Consider the following 15,383-nt stretch of genomic DNA (forward strand, 5'->3'; position numbering starts at 1 on the left):
AGACAATTTTTGCCTTTCGACCAAACGGAGAATTCGCGTGAACCGTATGTTGCCAGTTGCCTTTAGCGCGCTTCTGCTCAGCGCGCCCGCTTTCGGCCAGGCCGTCGACAGCCAGGGCGCGAAGCAATTGTCCGATGATCTGTCCCGCTATGTCGGCAAACAGGCGCTCGACAAGGGCATCCTGAAGGTTTCGGCCGAAGGCGATGCCTACAAGATCGTATTTGATTTCAAGGCGCTGGCTGCGACCTTCCCCGATCAGAAGCTGGGGAAATTCGACTTCGCCCCTTACGCCTTGCTGGTCAAGCCGCGCAGCGACGGGACCTGGGATGTCTCGATGGACTTTTCGCAGAGCGCGTCCTTCGAGTTCAATGGACCGGAGGGGCTGCAAAGCACGCAGTTTTCGATCAAGGACGGCAAGGGATCCGGCGTCTACGATCCAAAGCTGGCGGCCTTCATCAGCGGCGCCAGTTCGATCGCCGGCATGACGATGGCTTCCAAGGATGGCAAGCAGCAGATCGAGGCGAGCGCTGGTGCCGGCACCGCGACAATCGCTGCCACGAAAGCCGCCAATGGCGGTGTTGATTTCACCACGTCGCAGAAAGTCTTGAATTTCGTCGAAGCGGTAAAATTCAACGACCCCGAGAACGGGCTGAATTTTCCAGTCACCGTGAAGTCGCCGGAAGTGTCGGTGGAAGCCAACGGCAAGGGCGTGCAGACCAAGCCGCTACTCGACCTCCTGGCATTTGCCGTGGCCAATGAGGACGAGAAGACGCTGAAGGCAAACCAGGCGCAGCTGAAGTCGCTTCTGCTCGCCGCGCTTCCGGTATGGGAGCGCATCGAAGGTACCTATGGCTTCAAGGATTTCGCCGTCGATAGCCCGATCGGCACTTTCGGGGCGACCCAGCTCAGCACCGCCTTCGGCAGCGATGGCGTTTCCCAGAGCGGCACGCTCACCTATGGCATCAAGGCGTCGGGGCTGACCGTGCCGCAGCAGCTTTTGCCGAGCTGGAGCGTGGCGCTGCTGCCCACCGATATCGACCTGAATTTCGGCGGCGCCAATATCGATCTCGACAGCATGGCGAAGAAGGCGATCGAAACCTTTGATCTCAATCAGGATCCGCCGCTGTCGGCCGAGTTCGGCGACCAGCTCAAAGCCGACTTCCTGGCCAAGGCGCCGAAGGTCGTTGTCGGCCACAGCACGATCAAGAACAAGGACATGGAGATCGCGCTGGAAGGTGAGATGACAAGCTTCGGCGAAAAGCCCGATGCAAATCTGACCGTCGATGTCGCGGGCTTCGACAAGATCATGGCGCATCTGCAGGACGCGGCAAAGGCGGAGCCGGAGCTAGGGCAGTACGTGCCTGTTGTTCTCATGGCCAAGGGTTTTGCCAAGACGCTGCCGGATGGCCGGCTGGAATGGGCTGTCAGCACCAAGGCCGACGGCTCGGTCACCGTCAACGGCGTCATGCTCAAGCCCGCCGATCCGGCGGTGGACGACAGCGTCAACGATGGTGACAACGGGAACGCTGGTGGCGGCGCCAACAGCGGTAGCGATAATGGCGGCGGCGCCAATAGCGGCAGCGACAATGGCGGCAGCGACAATGGCGGTAACGGCAATGGCGGCAGCGACAATGGCGGGGCCGGCGCGAAGCTGAATCCCTGAGGATTCGGCTCTAGAGCGTTTCACCGTTTCACGGAAACGTCGAAGTGCTCTATCTCTTTGTTTTTACGCAATTCCCAAGGGAAAACCGCTTCACACTTTTCCCGGAATTGCTCTAGAGCCCCAGCGCGCCCGCGATCTTCGGCGCGGCTTCGTGCCAGTCCTGGACGACAATGACATCGTCTGGGACCGGCGGCAGGAACGTACGCAGCGAATTGTCGGCCATCAGGTGGAAGAGATTGGCGTCGGCGACCGATTCCCGTACCGACGCCAGATTGTGCGGCTGATCGTCGACGAAGACCACCGGCCTGCCGCTCTTGCCGCGCAGCCTGGCGACTGCGGGTCCCTTGGCCATTTCGGTGGTCAGCAGCGGATAGTTCAGACCCAGGGCATCGAGATGCGCGCGACGGACGCCACGATGCCTGTGCGGCATGGCCGTCAGCAATATGATTTCCGCACGGTCACCAAGCGCTGCCAAGGCTTGCGCGGCTCCGTCGGTGATGCTTTGCCAATCGGCTTGCGCGTCGAAGAAATCGCCCAGCAGTGTCGTGACTTCGGGCTGTTCGATCAGGCGACCGCTGGCCGTTTCGGCGATGTTGCCGGTCAGGCGAAAGGACGCCAGGGTCAGGCCGTAGCCGCGCGACTTGAGAAAATGCGGGAACGGGCGGATGAATTCGAGCACCACGTCGTCGACGTCGAGCACCAGCAGCGGCCGGCCGTCGGCCGAAAGTTCCTCGATCTGGCGCAAGGTTTCTGGATCATCGCTCATATGGAATGCTCATGGTTGTCGTCGCCGAGCGGGAGGGCGCGCAACGCCTTGCCGACGGCTGCCGGCGGCGTGCCGGTTTCCTCGGCAAAGCGCATCAGGGTCGGCTCGTGGGCGAGAATAAACTGCAGGACGCCGGCCAAAAAACCCGGCTCGCCTGCGGCTTTACGGATCGAATGCGCCTCTATTCCGGTGATCGCTAGAAAACGCGGCAACAGCTCCGGATCGGAGGCGACGAAGCCCAGCGCCTTCACGGCAATGGTTTCCGCCTCTTCGCGCATTGACGTCGCGTTTGCCATCACTACCTTCGGTATGTGGAAATGAGTCTCTTCCGCATTAATGGCAAGAATTGCTTGCGGCAAGCCTCTACAGCGCGGCGCGCCTTTTGGACGCGCAGGCAGGCGAGACGGAATTCGCGCTGCTTTGCAGCCCGAGGGTTTCCGTTTCGTCAATCATATTGCCGTATAGTGAAGCAGGGTTTGGTGCGTTCAACGAAGGGCGCATGACGGCCACCTTCGAGCGGAAGGACGGCCGGGACGGGATGTCGATGCCGAAGAAGGTCATGATCGTCGAGGACAATGAGCTCAACATGAAGCTCTTTCGGGACCTCATCGAAGCAAGCGGCTACGAGACAGTGCGCACCCGCAACGGTCTGGAGGCGCTCGACCTGGCGCGAAAGCACCGTCCGGATCTCATCTTGATGGACATCCAGTTGCCAGAAGTGTCGGGGCTGGAAGTGACCAAATGGCTGAAGGAGGACGACGATCTGCACGTCATCCCGGTCATCGCGGTGACCGCTTTCGCCATGAAGGGCGACGAGGAACGCATCCGCCAGGGTGGCTGCGAGGCCTATATTTCGAAGCCGATCTCGGTGCCGCGTTTCATCGAAACCATCAAATCCTACCTGGGCGATGCCTGATGTGCCTTTCCAGCCGAGCCGGAGCCTTGTGAAATGACCGCGCGGATCCTCGTCGTCGACGACATCCCTGCCAATGTCAGGCTGCTGGAAGTCCGGCTGCTGGCTGAATATTTCGAGGTTCTGACGGCCAGCAACGGGCCTGACGCCATCGAGACCTGCGAGAACGGCAAGGTCGATGTCGTGCTGCTCGACGTGATGATGCCCGACATGGACGGGTTCGAGGTCTGCCGCAGGCTGAAGAGCGACCCGGCAACGGCGCACATTCCGGTGGTGATGATCACCGCGCTTGACCAGGTGTCCGACCGCGTGCGCGGGCTGGAGGCGGGTGCCGACGATTTCCTGACCAAGCCGGTCAACGACCTGCAGCTGATGACGCGCGTGAAGAGCCTGGTCCGGCTGAAGTCGTTGACCGACGAATTGCGGCTTCGGGCTTCGACAACGCGCAACATCGGCATCGAAGAACTGCTCAGCCGCAATTACGCGTCGGAAGACACGATGCCGAAAGTGCTGCTGATCGACGAACGCAAATCGTCCGTCGAGCGCATTCAGAAAATGTTGCGTGATCGCGCCGACCTCGACGTCACCGGTGACCCGCATGCCGGGTTCTTCCAGGCGGCCGAGACATCCTACGAGTGCGTGATGATCTCGACAGCCTTTGCCGATTTCGATCCGCTCCGGCTCTGCTCGCAATTGCGCTCGCTGGACCGCACCCGTTTCGTGCCGATCATCCTTTTGGCGGAAGAGGGCGAGGAGGAGCGCATCATCCGCGGCCTCGAACTCGGCATCAACGACTATCTGATGCGGCCGATCGACCAGCAGGAACTCACCGCACGGCTGCGCACCCAGGTGCGCCGCAAGCGCTATAACGACCAGCTGCGCGCCAGCGTCACCCAGACCATCGAAATGGCGGTGACCGACGGCCTGACCGGCCTCCACAACCGCCGCTATCTCGACAGCCATCTGCAGACGCTGTTCGACCGCGCTGTCGCGCGGCGCCGGCCGCTGTCGGTGATGATCACTGATCTCGACCGCTTCAAGTCGATCAATGACGCGCACGGCCATGATGGCGGCGACGAGGTGCTGCGGGAATTCGCCCGGCGGCTGCGCAAGAATGTCAGGGGTATCGACCTTGCCTGCCGGTTCGGCGGTGAGGAGTTCGTGGTGGTGATGCCGGATACAGACGGCGTGGTGGCCGAAAAAGTGGCCGAACGTATCCGTGCCGAAATCGCCCAAATGCCGTTTGCCATCGGCGCCGACGGCAAGACGATCGAGGTCACGGTCAGCGTTGGCGTGTCGTCGGTGCTGAAGGGCGTTGATACCGTGGCGGCGCTCATGAAGCGCGCGGATCTTGCGCTTTACGAAGCCAAGAGCGGCGGCCGCAACCGTGTCGTTGCCAAAGCGGCATGACATTCCTGGCTGGATTTTCCAGTCAACCCGGAATGGTTACCCGTTTACCTTAATCCAAGCGATTCGCGAGCCTTGGTTAAGAAACTGTTGATTTTCATAAGCTCTTGCGCAAATGTGCAGGCCAAGACGAAGCCGGCACGAGGGTAGATAGCCGGCTCGATCTCAGGAATACCCCATGATGCTCAGGTCCGCCGCATCTCCTGGGTCCGTGGGGTCGGCCGGCCGGCGCTGGCACATAGTGGCCTCCTCGTACCGCTGCCAAACGCCGACCGGCCCCCTTTGTTTCAAGACTGCGTAGAAGCCCCGAAAGGGGCTTTTTTCTTGCTCGGTAAAATCTGAATGGGGCTTCTTGGATCAGGGGCGGCTTCAACTGCGGCGGCGCGACTGCGAACTGCCGTTCTGGGCTGTCGTTCATCCGGGGCAAGGAGAGCACCTCTCTCCGTTTCATACATATGGCGCACAAGGGACTTGCGGCAAGACCCGGTTGTTCCCGTAAAACCGCGGCCCCAAGCCAGCGGAAACGGGAGTGAAGAGAATGGGTATTGTGTCGCCAGTAGATGAATTGCGTCGCGATCATGCGGTGGTGATCGCTGGAGGCGGTCCGACGGGATTGATGCTCGCGGGCGAGCTCGCGTTAGCCGGCGTCGATGTCGCCATTGTCGAGCGGCGTCCTAACCAGGACCTCATCGGCTTGCGCGCGGGTGGCCTCCACGCGCGCACCATCGAGGTGCTCGACCAGCGCGGAATTGCCGACCGGTTTCTCTCCCAGGGACAGCGCTTCCCGACCGTCGGCTTCCATATGATCCGTTTGGACATCGGCGACTTTCCCAGCCGGCACAACTATCTACTGGCGCTGCGGCAAAACCACATCGAGCGCATATTGGCGGACTGGATGAGCGAGTTGGGGGTGCCGATCTATCGCGGAGAAGAAGTCACGGGTTTTGCCCAGGATGATAGTGGTGTCGACGTGGAACTGTCCGGTGGCCGACGGTTGAGGGCGCAGTACCTCGTCGGCTGCGACGGCGGACGCAGCACGATCCGCAAGGTGGCGGGCATCGAGTTCCCCGGATGGGACCCCACGATGAGCTGGATGATCGCCGAGGTCGAGATGGCGCAGGAACCGGCATTGGGCTTTCGCAGCGACGCCTACGGATTTCATGCGATAGGCAAGATCGAGGAAAGCGACCGGGTGGGTGTCGTGCTGACCGAGAGGCAACTGACCATCGGCGGCGAACCGACGCTGCGCGATCTCAGCGAGGCGCTTGTCGCTGTCTACGGCACCGATTACGGGGTCCACAGCCCGACCTGGCTCTCCCGGTTCACCGACATGACACGGCAGGCCGTCGCTTACCGCGACAGGCGCGTCTTGCTGGCTGGCGACGCCGCGCACATCCATCCTCCGATGGGCGGGCAGGGGCTCAACATCGGCGTGCAGGACGCGGTCAATCTGGGATGGAAGCTGGCCCAGGTGGTTAAGCGGACGTCGCAGGAAAGCCTGCTCGACAGCTATCACACCGAGCGTCATCCGGTCGCCGCCCGCGTTCTTCGCAACACGATGGCGCAGGTCGCGCTTCGTCGCACCGATGACCGCACCAAGGCTTTGGGCGACACCGTTACCGAGCTCCTTGGCCTGGACGAGCCCCGCAAACGAATTGCCGCGGAGATGTCCGGTCTGGGCGTTCACTATGACCTGGGCGAGGGGCACCCCTTGCTCGGGCGGCGAATGCCCGATCTCAATCTGGTCACCGCTAAAGGGCCTTTGCGGGTCTTCAGCTTGTTGCACGATGCGCGGCCGGTGCTTCTCAACCTCGGTGCGTCCGGCAAGCTGGACATTACGCCTTGGGCGGACCGGGTCCGGCAGACCGACGCTTTGTACGCCGGTGTTTGGGAGCTTCCGGTGCTCGGGACGGTCGCTGCGCCCGACGCCGTCTTGATCCGGCCGGATGGCTATGTGGCCTGGGTTGGGATTGGAACCCTGGACGGGCTGGCTGACGCGCTGACCACCTGGTTCGGGCCGCCCGCCGCGCGTTAGCAACACTCCTTAGACCAGGAATGGGTGCCGCGAACCTTTGCGTCAGAAGCGTTCGCGATAATCGCGCGGGTTTGTGCCGAGGACGCGTAGAAAGCCGCGTCGCATCGTCTCTTCCGATCCGAAGCCGCAGCGGCGGGCCGTCTGGTTGACGGCCTGGCCCCGCTCCAGCATCCGTCGCGCCGCCTCGATCCGGATCTCCTCGATCGCGCGCGCAGGTGTGCGGCCCGTTGCCACCCGATAGTGCCTGGAGAAACTGCGCGGGCTCATATTGGCGCGCTCGGCCAGGGTCGGTAGCGAAAGGTCTCCGTCCAGATTGTCCTGAATCCAGCCATGCAGCCGGTCGAAGCGTTCGTCGCCTTGCTGCAGCTTGAGCGTCTGGCTGAACTGCGCCTGGCCACCGGGGCGTTTCAGGAAGACCACCAGCTCGCGCGCCACCGCAAGCGCCACGCGCCGGCCAAGGTCGGCCTCGACGAAGGAAAGGGTGAGATCTATGCCCGCCGTCACGCCTGCCGAGGTCCAGACATTGCCGTCACGGATGAAGATCGGATCGGGTTCGAGGCGGACCGCCGGAAAGCGTTTCGCGAACTCGGCGCAGCGTCCCCAGTGGGTAACCGCACGCCGGCCGTCGAGCAGTCCTGCCGTCGCCAGAAGCATGGCGCCACTGCATACGGAAGCCGTTCGTGTGGCGTCGCGCGAGCGGCCGATGATCCATTGGACGAGTTCGGGATCCTCGCAGGCTGCGTTGACGCCGCATCCGCCAGGCACGATCAGCGTGTCGATCCCTGACCCGTGCACCGGCAGCGCCGCAGTCTCGAGCACGAGACCAGCCGATGTCCTGATCCGCGGCGAGGCGGCGACGACAGTGACCGCGTAGGGAGCCGGTTCGCCGGCCTGCATCCTGAAGTCGTTGGCACTGGCGAAAACCTGAAGCGGCCCGCTGACATCGAGAAGCTGGATGTCGGGATAGGCAAGGATTTCGATACGGCGCATGGCGATTTGGCTTGAAACGAGGGGTGATTGGCGATCGTGCCAAAGCATGATGCCTTAGATTGGCTGAAGTCAACCTGCGGAGATTTTCATGACCCTTCGTTTCGGCATCCTCGTCTTCCCCGATGTCCAGCAGCTCGACCTCACCGGCCCTTATGAAGTCCTGGCATCGGCAAAGGGCGCCGAGGTGGAATTGATCTGGAAGGATCGCAATCCGGTGATGTCGTCGACGCGGCTGTCGCTGAAGCCAACGGCGACTTTCGACGATTGCCGGCCTCTCGATGTGCTGTGCATTCCGGGTGGAGGCGGCGTCAACGCGCTGCTGGAGGATCAGGCCGTGCTCGATTTCGTGCGGGAGCGCGCGGCTCAGACACGCTATGTCACCTCGGTATGCAGCGGTGCCCTGGTGCTCGGTGCCGCCGGCCTGCTCAAAGGCAAGCGGGCGACGACGCATTGGTATGCGCATGATTTCCTTGCCGAGTTCGGCGCCATTCCAGTCGACGAGCGCATTGTCGAGGACGGAAACCTGATAACCGCCGGCGGCGTCACCTCGGGAATCGATTTTGGTCTCGCTTTGGTCGCCAGGCTTCTCGGTCAGGCCGAGGCCGAAACGGTGCAGCTCTCGCTCGAATATGCCCCGGCTCCTCCGTTCCAATCGGGCACACCCGCACAGGCTTCGCCGTCCGTGCTGGCGGAAGCAAAGAAGCGGCTCGCGGCTTCGAGGCGGGTTCGCGAGGACATGTTCGCGCGCTGGCGCGCTACTCGCGCAGCCGTCACGCCGGCGCGAAGCCAAGCTTGAACTGACGGCCGAACGGCGCGCCATGGCGCGCCGTTCGGCCCATCTTCGTTTCGGCTGTTGACACGTCTCTCTGTCCATGCAGAATTGGTTGGGCCATTGCACCACTTTGCATCGCTTTCGGGGAGGATTTGTGGACCAGAACAGCCTGCCACCCATTCAGACGACGGCGCGCGACGACGCCGTGCTGAAGGCGTTGGTGGGCTTTGTTCGCGCCGAGGCCCTACAGCCTGGCGAGCGACTGCCAACCGAGCGTATCCTGGCCGAGCGGCTGAAGGTCAGCCGCAACACAGTGCGCGAGGCGCTGACGCGCTGGGAAGGGCTCGGCCTCGTCGAGCGCAGGCAAGGCAGCGGCACCTATCTCAAGGCGGCCGTGTCACCCGACATGCTGCACATGCCGCTGACCCTGGCGGGCGGCAATGATTTCACCAGCCTGATGCAGACTCTCGAAATCCGCCGTGCGCTGGAAGCGGAGGCGGCCGCCCTTTGCGCCGAACGCGCCAGCCCGGCCGACATCGCCGAGATCGAGCGCAAGCTCGACATCATGGAGCAGGCGTTTCGCACTCGCGACGGCATGTCCTCGGAAGAGGACTGGGAGTTCCACCAGGCGATCTACCGGGTCTCCGGCAATCCGCTGTTCGAACAGATCATCGCCGCCATGCACGAGCTCTTCCACCGCTTCTGGGAGCATCCGCTTGGCGTGCGCGATTTCGGTCACGCCAGCTTTCCCTACCACCGCACCATGTACGAACGCATCATCGCTCGCGACCCGCAAGGCGCCCGCGCCGAGGCGCTCAAGCTGATCGCCACCGTCGAGGACGACCTCAAGCGCGGTGCCGCCAAACTCAAACTTTCGAGCCAGACATGAACGAGCATCCCTCAGGTTTCGACCACGATTATCTTGCCGAGGCGGCGACGCTTCTGGCGCATGACGAACCGTTTCCCGGCGGTGCCGTGGTGCCGCCGATCTATCAGACCTCGCTGTTCACCTTCGCCAATTATGCCGAGATGGCCGACACGTTTGCCGGCAAACGAAGGCAGCCGATCTATTCGCGCGGCGACAATCCGACGGTGATGGAGTTCGAAGCGCGCGTGGCCGCGCTCGAGGGCGCCGAGGCCGCGCGCGGCTTTTCCAGCGGCATGGCGGCAATCAGCGCCACGGTGCTTGCCTTTGTGGGGGCAGGCGAGCGCATCGTTGCGGTGCGCAACTGCTATGGCGATGCCTATCGGCTGTTCGAACGGCTGTTGCCGCGGCTCAATATCAAGGTCGACTATGTAGACGGTTCCGACCCGGATGCTGTTGCCGCGGCACTTCCCGGCGCCAAGCTGCTTTACCTGGAAAGCCCGACCTCGATGATGTTCGAGCTGCAGGACCTGCCGCATCTGACCCGGCTGGCGAAAGAGCAAGGCATCATCACCACGATCGACAATTCCTGGGCGACGCCGGTGTTCCAGAAGCCGATCTCGCATGGCGTCGACCTAGTGCTGCATTCGGCCTCGAAATATCTCGGCGGCCACAGCGACACTGTCGCCGGCGTGGTGGCGGGCTCGGCCGCCCATATCAAGCATATCAACGAGCAGACCTATTCCTATCTAGGCGGCAAACTGTCGCCGTTCGAGGCCTGGCTGCTGCTACGCGGCCTGCGCACGCTGCCGCTGCGCCTGCCGCACCACATGAAGAGCGGTTTGACCATTGCCGAGCGGCTGAAGGCGCATGCCAGTGTCGAGCGGGTCAACCATCCCGTTTATTCGAACCATCCGGGCAAGGCGACGCTGGCCGGCTATGCCGGTCTGTTCTCCTTCGAGGTGACGGACGATATCGACATACCCGTCTTCGTCGACGCGCTGAACTATTTCCGCATCGGCGTCAGCTGGGGCGGTCATGAGAGCCTGGTCGTGCCGGCCAAGGCGTCGCTTGAGCAGACGCCGGGACTGAATTCGATGGCGCGCTTCGGCGTCAGCCCCCGAACCATCCGCTTCAATGTCGGATTGGAAAGTGTCGAAGATCTCTGGGCCGACGTCGCCCAGGCCTTCGAAAAAGCCAGAAAATAACAAGCGGGTTCAAAATGGGAGTCTTGAACATGAAAAAACTGACCGTCATGCTTGCCACCGTTGCGGGGCTGGCGATTTCCGCCGGGAGCGCGCTGGCCGATTCGACCCTGAAAATGGTCGAAGTCATCACCAGCCCGCCGCGCACCGAGTTCCTGAAGAAGCAGATCGCCGATTTCGAAGCCGCCAATCCCGGCGTCAAGGTCGAGCTGATCTCGCTGCCCTGGGGCCAGGCCTTCGAAAAGTTCCTGACCATGGTGCAGGCCGGCGATACGCCCGACGTTGTCGAGATGCCGGAACGCTGGATGGGCCTCTATGCCAACAACGCCCAGCTTGAGGATCTCGGCCCCTACATGGCCAAATGGGATGATGCCAAGACGCTGGGCGACCGCGCCAAGCAGTTTGGCTCGACGGTCAACAACACCCAGTTCATGATCCCCTACGGCTATTATGTGAACGCACTGTTCTGGAACAAGAAGCTGTTCAAGCAAGCGGGTCTCGACGGTCCGCCGGCGACGCTCGACGAGTTCATCGCCGACTCCAAGAAGATCTCGGCCATCCCCGGCAAATACGGCTACTGCCTGCGCGGCGGGCCGGGTGCCTTCAACGGCATGCATATGTTCATGAACATTGCCGCCGGCAAGGGCGGCTACTTCAACGCGGACGGCACCTCGACCATCAACGACGAGGGCTCGGTCAAGGGCCTGCAGATGCTGGCCGACATGTACAAGAACGGCCTTGCGCCAAAGGATGCCGTAAGCTGGGGTTTCAATGAAACCGTCACCGGCTTCTATTCCGGCACCTGCGCCATGCTCAACCAGGATCCGGACGCACTGCTCGGCATCGCCGACAAGATGAGCGCCGACGATTTCGCCGTGGCGCCATTGCCGGTTGGTCCGAGCGGCAAGTCCTATCCGACGCTCGGCTATGCCGGCTGGGCGATGTTCGCCAACTCGCAGCACAAGGACGATGCCTGGAAGCTGATGTCGACGCTGCTCTCGCCCAAGGACAATCTGGAATGGGCCAAGGAAGTCGGCGTCGTCCCGATCCACAATGGCGCCGACCAGGATCCCCATTTCAAGACCGAGCAGTTCAAGGGCTGGTTCACCGAGCTCAGCGACAGCTCGAAATATGAAATGGTGACGCCGCCGACGCATCTGGAAAACCTCGGCAATTTCGTCGACCAGGTGGCGATCAAGAATTTCCAGGAAGTGCTGCTTGGCCAGAAGACGGCCAAGGACGTTGCCGATCAGTGGGCTGCCTTCCTGACCAAGGAACAGCAGGATTGGCTGGCCAAGAACAAGAAGTGAGCCAACTTCTTCCTTCTCCCCATTGACGGGGAGAAGGTGGCCCGAAAGGGCCGGATGAGGGGCTGCGCCAGCACCCCAAGGCTCGCGCTGCCCCTCATCCGCCTGCCCGTCCTCCGCAGCAGCTCCGCTGCCGCTTCGGAGGGTGGACCGGCATTTTCTTCCCGTGAACGGGGAGAAGGACGCTATCCCCGACGCCACGGAGCCGATCCTCAGCAATGACCTACGCCGTGTCCGAAATACGATCCGCCGGTAAGCCGCGCCGCAAGCGGCTGTCGCATGCCGCCATCGAGCCCTGGCTCTATCTCAGCCCGGCGATTATCCTGCTGGTCGTGGTGCTGTTGGTACCGCTGGTCATCGGCATCAGCTACTCCTTCCGCAAATTCTCGGCCTTCAAGTCGGAGTATGTCGGGCTAGGGCAGTATCAGGCGATGTTTTCGGATCAGGTGCTGGGCCAGGCGCTGGTCAACACGCTGTGGTGGACGGTCGCCAGCCTGTTCTTCCAGTTCTTCCTCGGCCTTGGGCTGGCGTTGCTGCTCGACAAGCCGTTCTGGGGTCGCAAGGCGGTGCAGGCACTGGTGTTCCTGCCCTGGGCGGTGCCATCCTTCCTGTCAGGGCTGACCTGGGCCTGGCTGTTCAACCCGATCGTCGGCCCGCTGCCGCACTGGCTGTTCGCCGTGGGGCTCAGAGCCGACCCGACCACCAGCATCCTGTCTGATCCGGCCACCGCGATGTGGGGGCCGATCATCGCCAATGTCTGGTTCGGCATTCCGTTCTTCGCCATTACGCTTCTGGCGGCGCTGAAGTCCATCCCGTCCGAACTGCATGAGGCGGCCGCGATCGATGGCGCTTCGCCCTGGCAGCGCTTTACCAAGGTGACGCTGCCGTTCCTGGCGCCGACCATCGCCATCACGGTCATGTTGCGCACCATCTGGATCGCCACCTTCGCCGACCTGATCTTCGTCATGACCGAGGGTGGCCCGGCCGGCTCGACCAACACGGTGCCGGTCTACATCTATGTCAGTGCCTTCAAGTCGCTGGACAAGGGCTATGCCTCGGCGGTGGCCGTGCTGCTGCTCGTGCTGCTGATCGTCTATGCGATCGCGCTGATCGCCATCCGCCGCTCCCTGGTGAGGCACGTCTGATGATCGCCGGACGCTCAGCCTCGCAACGCTTCTTCGGTGGCATCGGCCTCTACGCGGCAATCGGTGTCTACCTGATCTTCGCCCTGTTCCCGATCTACTGGACACTGAAGATCTCCGTCACGCCGGAGCGGCTGCTTTATTCCGAAGGCGTCACGCTTTGGCCATCACATATGACGTTGCAGAATTTCGTCACCGTGCTCGAAGCCACCGATTTCCCACGCTATTTCCTCAACAGCGTCATCGTCTCGGTGTCGACGGCGGCCCTGGTGACGGTCATCGCCACGCTCGCCGGTTACGCCATGTCGCGCTTCACCTTTCGCGGCAAGGCGACGCTGGCGCTGATGCTGCTTTTGACCCAGACGTTCCCGCTGGTGATGGTCATTCCGCCGATCTACCGGGTGATGGGAGAGATCGGCCTGATCAACAGCCTGACCGGGCTGATCATCATCTACACCGCCTTCAACACTGCCTTCGCCACCTTCCTGATGCAGTCCTTCTTCGATGGCATCCCGAAGGATCTGGAAGAGGCGGCGATGATCGACGGTTGCACCCGGGCGCAGGCGATGCGCAAGGTGATCGTGCCGCTGACACTGCCCGGCATGGGCGCCACGCTCGGCTTCGTCTTCACCGCGGCCTGGAGCGAGCTCCTGTTCGCGCTGATGCTGATTTCCAGCGACGACCAGAAGACTTTTGCTGTCGGCCTGCTCACCTTCATCGGCAAGTTCGCCGTCGATTGGGGGCAGATGATGGCGGCGTCGATCCTGGCGCTGATCCCGGTCTGTATCTTCTTCGCTTTCCTGCAACGCTATCTCGTCACCGGCCTGACCGCCGGTGCCGTCAAAGGATAGATCGATGGCTTCAGTCACACTCGAAAAGGTCCGCAAGGATTATGGCGCGGTCCGCGTCCTGCACGCGGTCGACCTTGAAATCGCAGATGGCGAATTCGTCGTCCTGGTCGGCCCGTCCGGCTGCGGGAAATCAACGCTGCTGCGCATGATCGCCGGGCTGGAAGAAGCTTCCGGCGGCGAGATCCGCATCGGCGAACGGTTGGTCAATGACGTCGCGCCCAAGGATCGTGACATCGCGATGGTGTTCCAGTCCTATGCGCTCTATCCGCATATGGACGTGTCGAAAAACATGGGCTTCAGCCTGCTTTTGAAGAAAGCGGAGAAGACGACGATCGACGCCAGGGTGGACGGTGCGGCCAAGCGGCTGGGGCTGGACACCTACCTTCAGCGCCTGCCGCGCCAATTGTCCGGTGGTCAGCGCCAGCGCGTCGCCATGGGCCGCGCCATCGTGCGCGATCCCAAGGTCTTTCTCTTCGACGAGCCGCTGTCGAACCTCGACGCCAAGCTGCGCGTGCACATGCGCGCCGAGATCAAGGCGTTGCACCAGCAGTTGAAGACCACCTCGGTCTACGTCACCCACGATCAGATCGAGGCGATGACCATGGCCGACCGGATCGTCGTCATGCATGACGGGCTGATCCAGCAGGTCGGCGCGCCGCTCGATCTCTATGACCGCCCGGCCAACATGTTCGTGGCCGGCTTCATCGGCTCCCCCGGCATGAATTTCCTGCCAGCGTCGGTTCGCAAGGGTGCCACTTCTGAAGCCGTGCTGGCTGACGGCCAGGCGCTGAAATTGCCGGATGGCCTGCCGCTTGGGGATGGCGACGCGATCACCATCGGTCTGCGGCCCGAGCATATAAGGCTGGCCGATGACGGCACGCTGCAGGGCGAGGTGGGGGTGGTGGAGCCGCTCGGCCTCTCGACGCAGTTCTACGTCAAACTGGCGAGCCAGCAGCTGTGCGTCTTTGCCATGGGCCGTGCCGGCGTGAAGCCTGGCGATATCGTGCGGCTGTCGGCCGATCCGGCCTCGCTGCATCTGTTCGAGCCTAAAAGCGGCGATCGCATCGGCTGACGAAATTCAGCCGGGGCTGACAGAACGCAGCCCGCAGCTTCTGCCTCGCAAACTAAAACGCCGCCCAGTGGGCGGCGTTTCGGCATTCCAGAGGGAAACCCAGATTACTTGATCTTGGTTTCCTTGAATTCGACGTGCTTCTTGGCGACCGGGTCGTACTTGCGGAACGACAGCTTGTCGGTCTTGGTACGGCTGTTCTTGCTGGTGACGTAGAAGAAACCGGTGTCGGCGGTCGACAGAAGCTTGATCTTGATGTTTGCGGCTTTGGCCATGATCTCAGTCCGTTATGTTCGTGGGGTTTTGGCCGCTGGAGCACGGGAAAACACCCGGACGCGGGAAACTTGGCGCGACACATAAAGAACGTGCCTGGAAAGTCAAGCCCAGTGGGCCTGATG

15 protein-coding genes are annotated in these 15,383 nt (G+C 62.3%); 11 read left to right on the forward strand and 4 right to left on the reverse strand.

Annotated features, from left to right (window positions below; all coding sequences use genetic code 11):
- The first annotated feature begins 46 nt into the window (after nucleotides 1-46).
- Nucleotides 47-1,663, forward strand: coding sequence for a hypothetical protein (locus EB235_RS20605; protein WP_245268951.1), 1,617 nt, complete (start codon nucleotides 47-49; stop codon nucleotides 1,661-1,663).
- A gap of 112 nt (nucleotides 1,664-1,775) precedes the next feature.
- On the opposite strand, the gene EB235_RS20610 is transcribed toward EB235_RS20605, so the two are convergent.
- Together EB235_RS20610 and EB235_RS20615 are read right to left on the reverse strand one after the other, a co-directional pair.
- On the reverse strand, nucleotides 1,776-2,429 hold the full coding sequence (locus EB235_RS20610; RefSeq protein WP_027029197.1) for a hypothetical protein: 654 nt from the start codon (nucleotides 2,427-2,429) through the stop codon (nucleotides 1,776-1,778).
- Nucleotides 2,426-2,725, reverse strand: coding sequence for a DUF3572 domain-containing protein (locus EB235_RS20615; RefSeq protein ID WP_027029196.1), 300 nt, complete (start codon nucleotides 2,723-2,725; stop codon nucleotides 2,426-2,428). Before EB235_RS20615 ends, EB235_RS20610 begins: the two co-directional genes overlap by 4 nt.
- Before the next feature lie 203 nt (nucleotides 2,726-2,928).
- Between EB235_RS20615 and EB235_RS20620 the strand changes: the two genes are divergently transcribed.
- The 3 genes from EB235_RS20620 to EB235_RS20630 all read left to right on the forward strand — a co-directional run bounded on the left by EB235_RS20620 (nucleotide 2,929) and on the right by EB235_RS20630 (nucleotide 6,784).
- Nucleotides 2,929-3,345 carry a response regulator gene (locus EB235_RS20620; RefSeq protein ID WP_275451165.1) on the forward strand — a complete coding sequence of 139 codons (417 nt, stop codon included), beginning with the start codon at nucleotides 2,929-2,931 and terminating at the stop codon, nucleotides 3,343-3,345.
- A 33-nt stretch (nucleotides 3,346-3,378) separates the two neighbouring features.
- The gene (locus EB235_RS20625; protein WP_027029195.1) at nucleotides 3,379-4,752 is read left to right on the forward strand and encodes a PleD family two-component system response regulator; all 1,374 of its coding nucleotides are present in this window, start codon (nucleotides 3,379-3,381) and stop codon (nucleotides 4,750-4,752) included.
- A gap of 535 nt (nucleotides 4,753-5,287) precedes the next feature.
- Nucleotides 5,288-6,784, forward strand: coding sequence for an FAD-dependent monooxygenase (locus tag EB235_RS20630; protein ID WP_032925372.1), 1,497 nt, complete (start codon nucleotides 5,288-5,290; stop codon nucleotides 6,782-6,784).
- A gap of 42 nt (nucleotides 6,785-6,826) precedes the next feature.
- Here EB235_RS20630 and EB235_RS20635 read toward each other — a convergent pair whose 3' ends face one another.
- Nucleotides 6,827-7,774: a GlxA family transcriptional regulator gene (locus EB235_RS20635; RefSeq protein WP_027029193.1), complete on the reverse strand. Its 948-nt coding sequence runs from the start codon at nucleotides 7,772-7,774 to the stop codon at nucleotides 6,827-6,829.
- An 88-nt stretch (nucleotides 7,775-7,862) separates the two neighbouring features.
- Between EB235_RS20635 and EB235_RS20640 the strand changes: the two genes are divergently transcribed.
- From EB235_RS20640 to EB235_RS20670, 7 genes are all read left to right on the forward strand, one after another.
- Nucleotides 7,863-8,570, forward strand: a complete 708-nt coding sequence (locus EB235_RS20640) for a DJ-1/PfpI family protein (RefSeq protein WP_027029192.1) — start codon at nucleotides 7,863-7,865, stop codon at nucleotides 8,568-8,570.
- A 130-nt stretch (nucleotides 8,571-8,700) separates the two neighbouring features.
- Nucleotides 8,701-9,435, forward strand: coding sequence for a FadR/GntR family transcriptional regulator (locus EB235_RS20645; RefSeq protein WP_027029191.1), 735 nt, complete (start codon nucleotides 8,701-8,703; stop codon nucleotides 9,433-9,435).
- Nucleotides 9,432-10,619, forward strand: coding sequence for a PLP-dependent transferase (locus tag EB235_RS20650; RefSeq protein WP_027029190.1), 1,188 nt, complete (start codon nucleotides 9,432-9,434; stop codon nucleotides 10,617-10,619). The genes EB235_RS20645 and EB235_RS20650 overlap by 4 nt, the downstream gene beginning before the upstream one ends.
- A 29-nt stretch (nucleotides 10,620-10,648) precedes the next feature.
- A complete protein-coding gene (locus EB235_RS20655) occupies nucleotides 10,649-11,926 on the forward strand; it encodes an ABC transporter substrate-binding protein (RefSeq protein ID WP_027029189.1) in 1,278 nt (425 codons plus the stop codon).
- A gap of 215 nt (nucleotides 11,927-12,141) precedes the next feature.
- Nucleotides 12,142-13,068: a carbohydrate ABC transporter permease gene (locus EB235_RS20660; RefSeq protein ID WP_027029188.1), complete on the forward strand. Its 927-nt coding sequence runs from the start codon at nucleotides 12,142-12,144 to the stop codon at nucleotides 13,066-13,068.
- On the forward strand, nucleotides 13,068-13,916 hold the full coding sequence (locus EB235_RS20665; RefSeq protein ID WP_027029187.1) for a carbohydrate ABC transporter permease: 849 nt from the start codon (nucleotides 13,068-13,070) through the stop codon (nucleotides 13,914-13,916). Before EB235_RS20660 ends, EB235_RS20665 begins: the two co-directional genes overlap by 1 nt.
- A 4-nt stretch (nucleotides 13,917-13,920) precedes the next feature.
- The gene (locus tag EB235_RS20670) at nucleotides 13,921-14,988 is read left to right on the forward strand and encodes an ABC transporter ATP-binding protein (protein ID WP_027029186.1); all 1,068 of its coding nucleotides are present in this window, start codon (nucleotides 13,921-13,923) and stop codon (nucleotides 14,986-14,988) included.
- 104 nt (nucleotides 14,989-15,092) lie between these two features.
- Here the strand turns inward: EB235_RS20670 and rpmG are convergent, their stop codons facing one another.
- Nucleotides 15,093-15,260: a 50S ribosomal protein L33 gene (gene rpmG, locus EB235_RS20675; RefSeq protein ID WP_006201775.1), complete on the reverse strand. Its 168-nt coding sequence runs from the start codon at nucleotides 15,258-15,260 to the stop codon at nucleotides 15,093-15,095.
- Between the last annotated feature and the right edge of the window lie 123 nt (nucleotides 15,261-15,383).

It is taken from the genome of Mesorhizobium loti R88b (genome assembly GCF_013170845.1).
Taxonomy (GTDB): Bacteria; Pseudomonadota; Alphaproteobacteria; order Rhizobiales; family Rhizobiaceae; genus Mesorhizobium; species Mesorhizobium loti_B.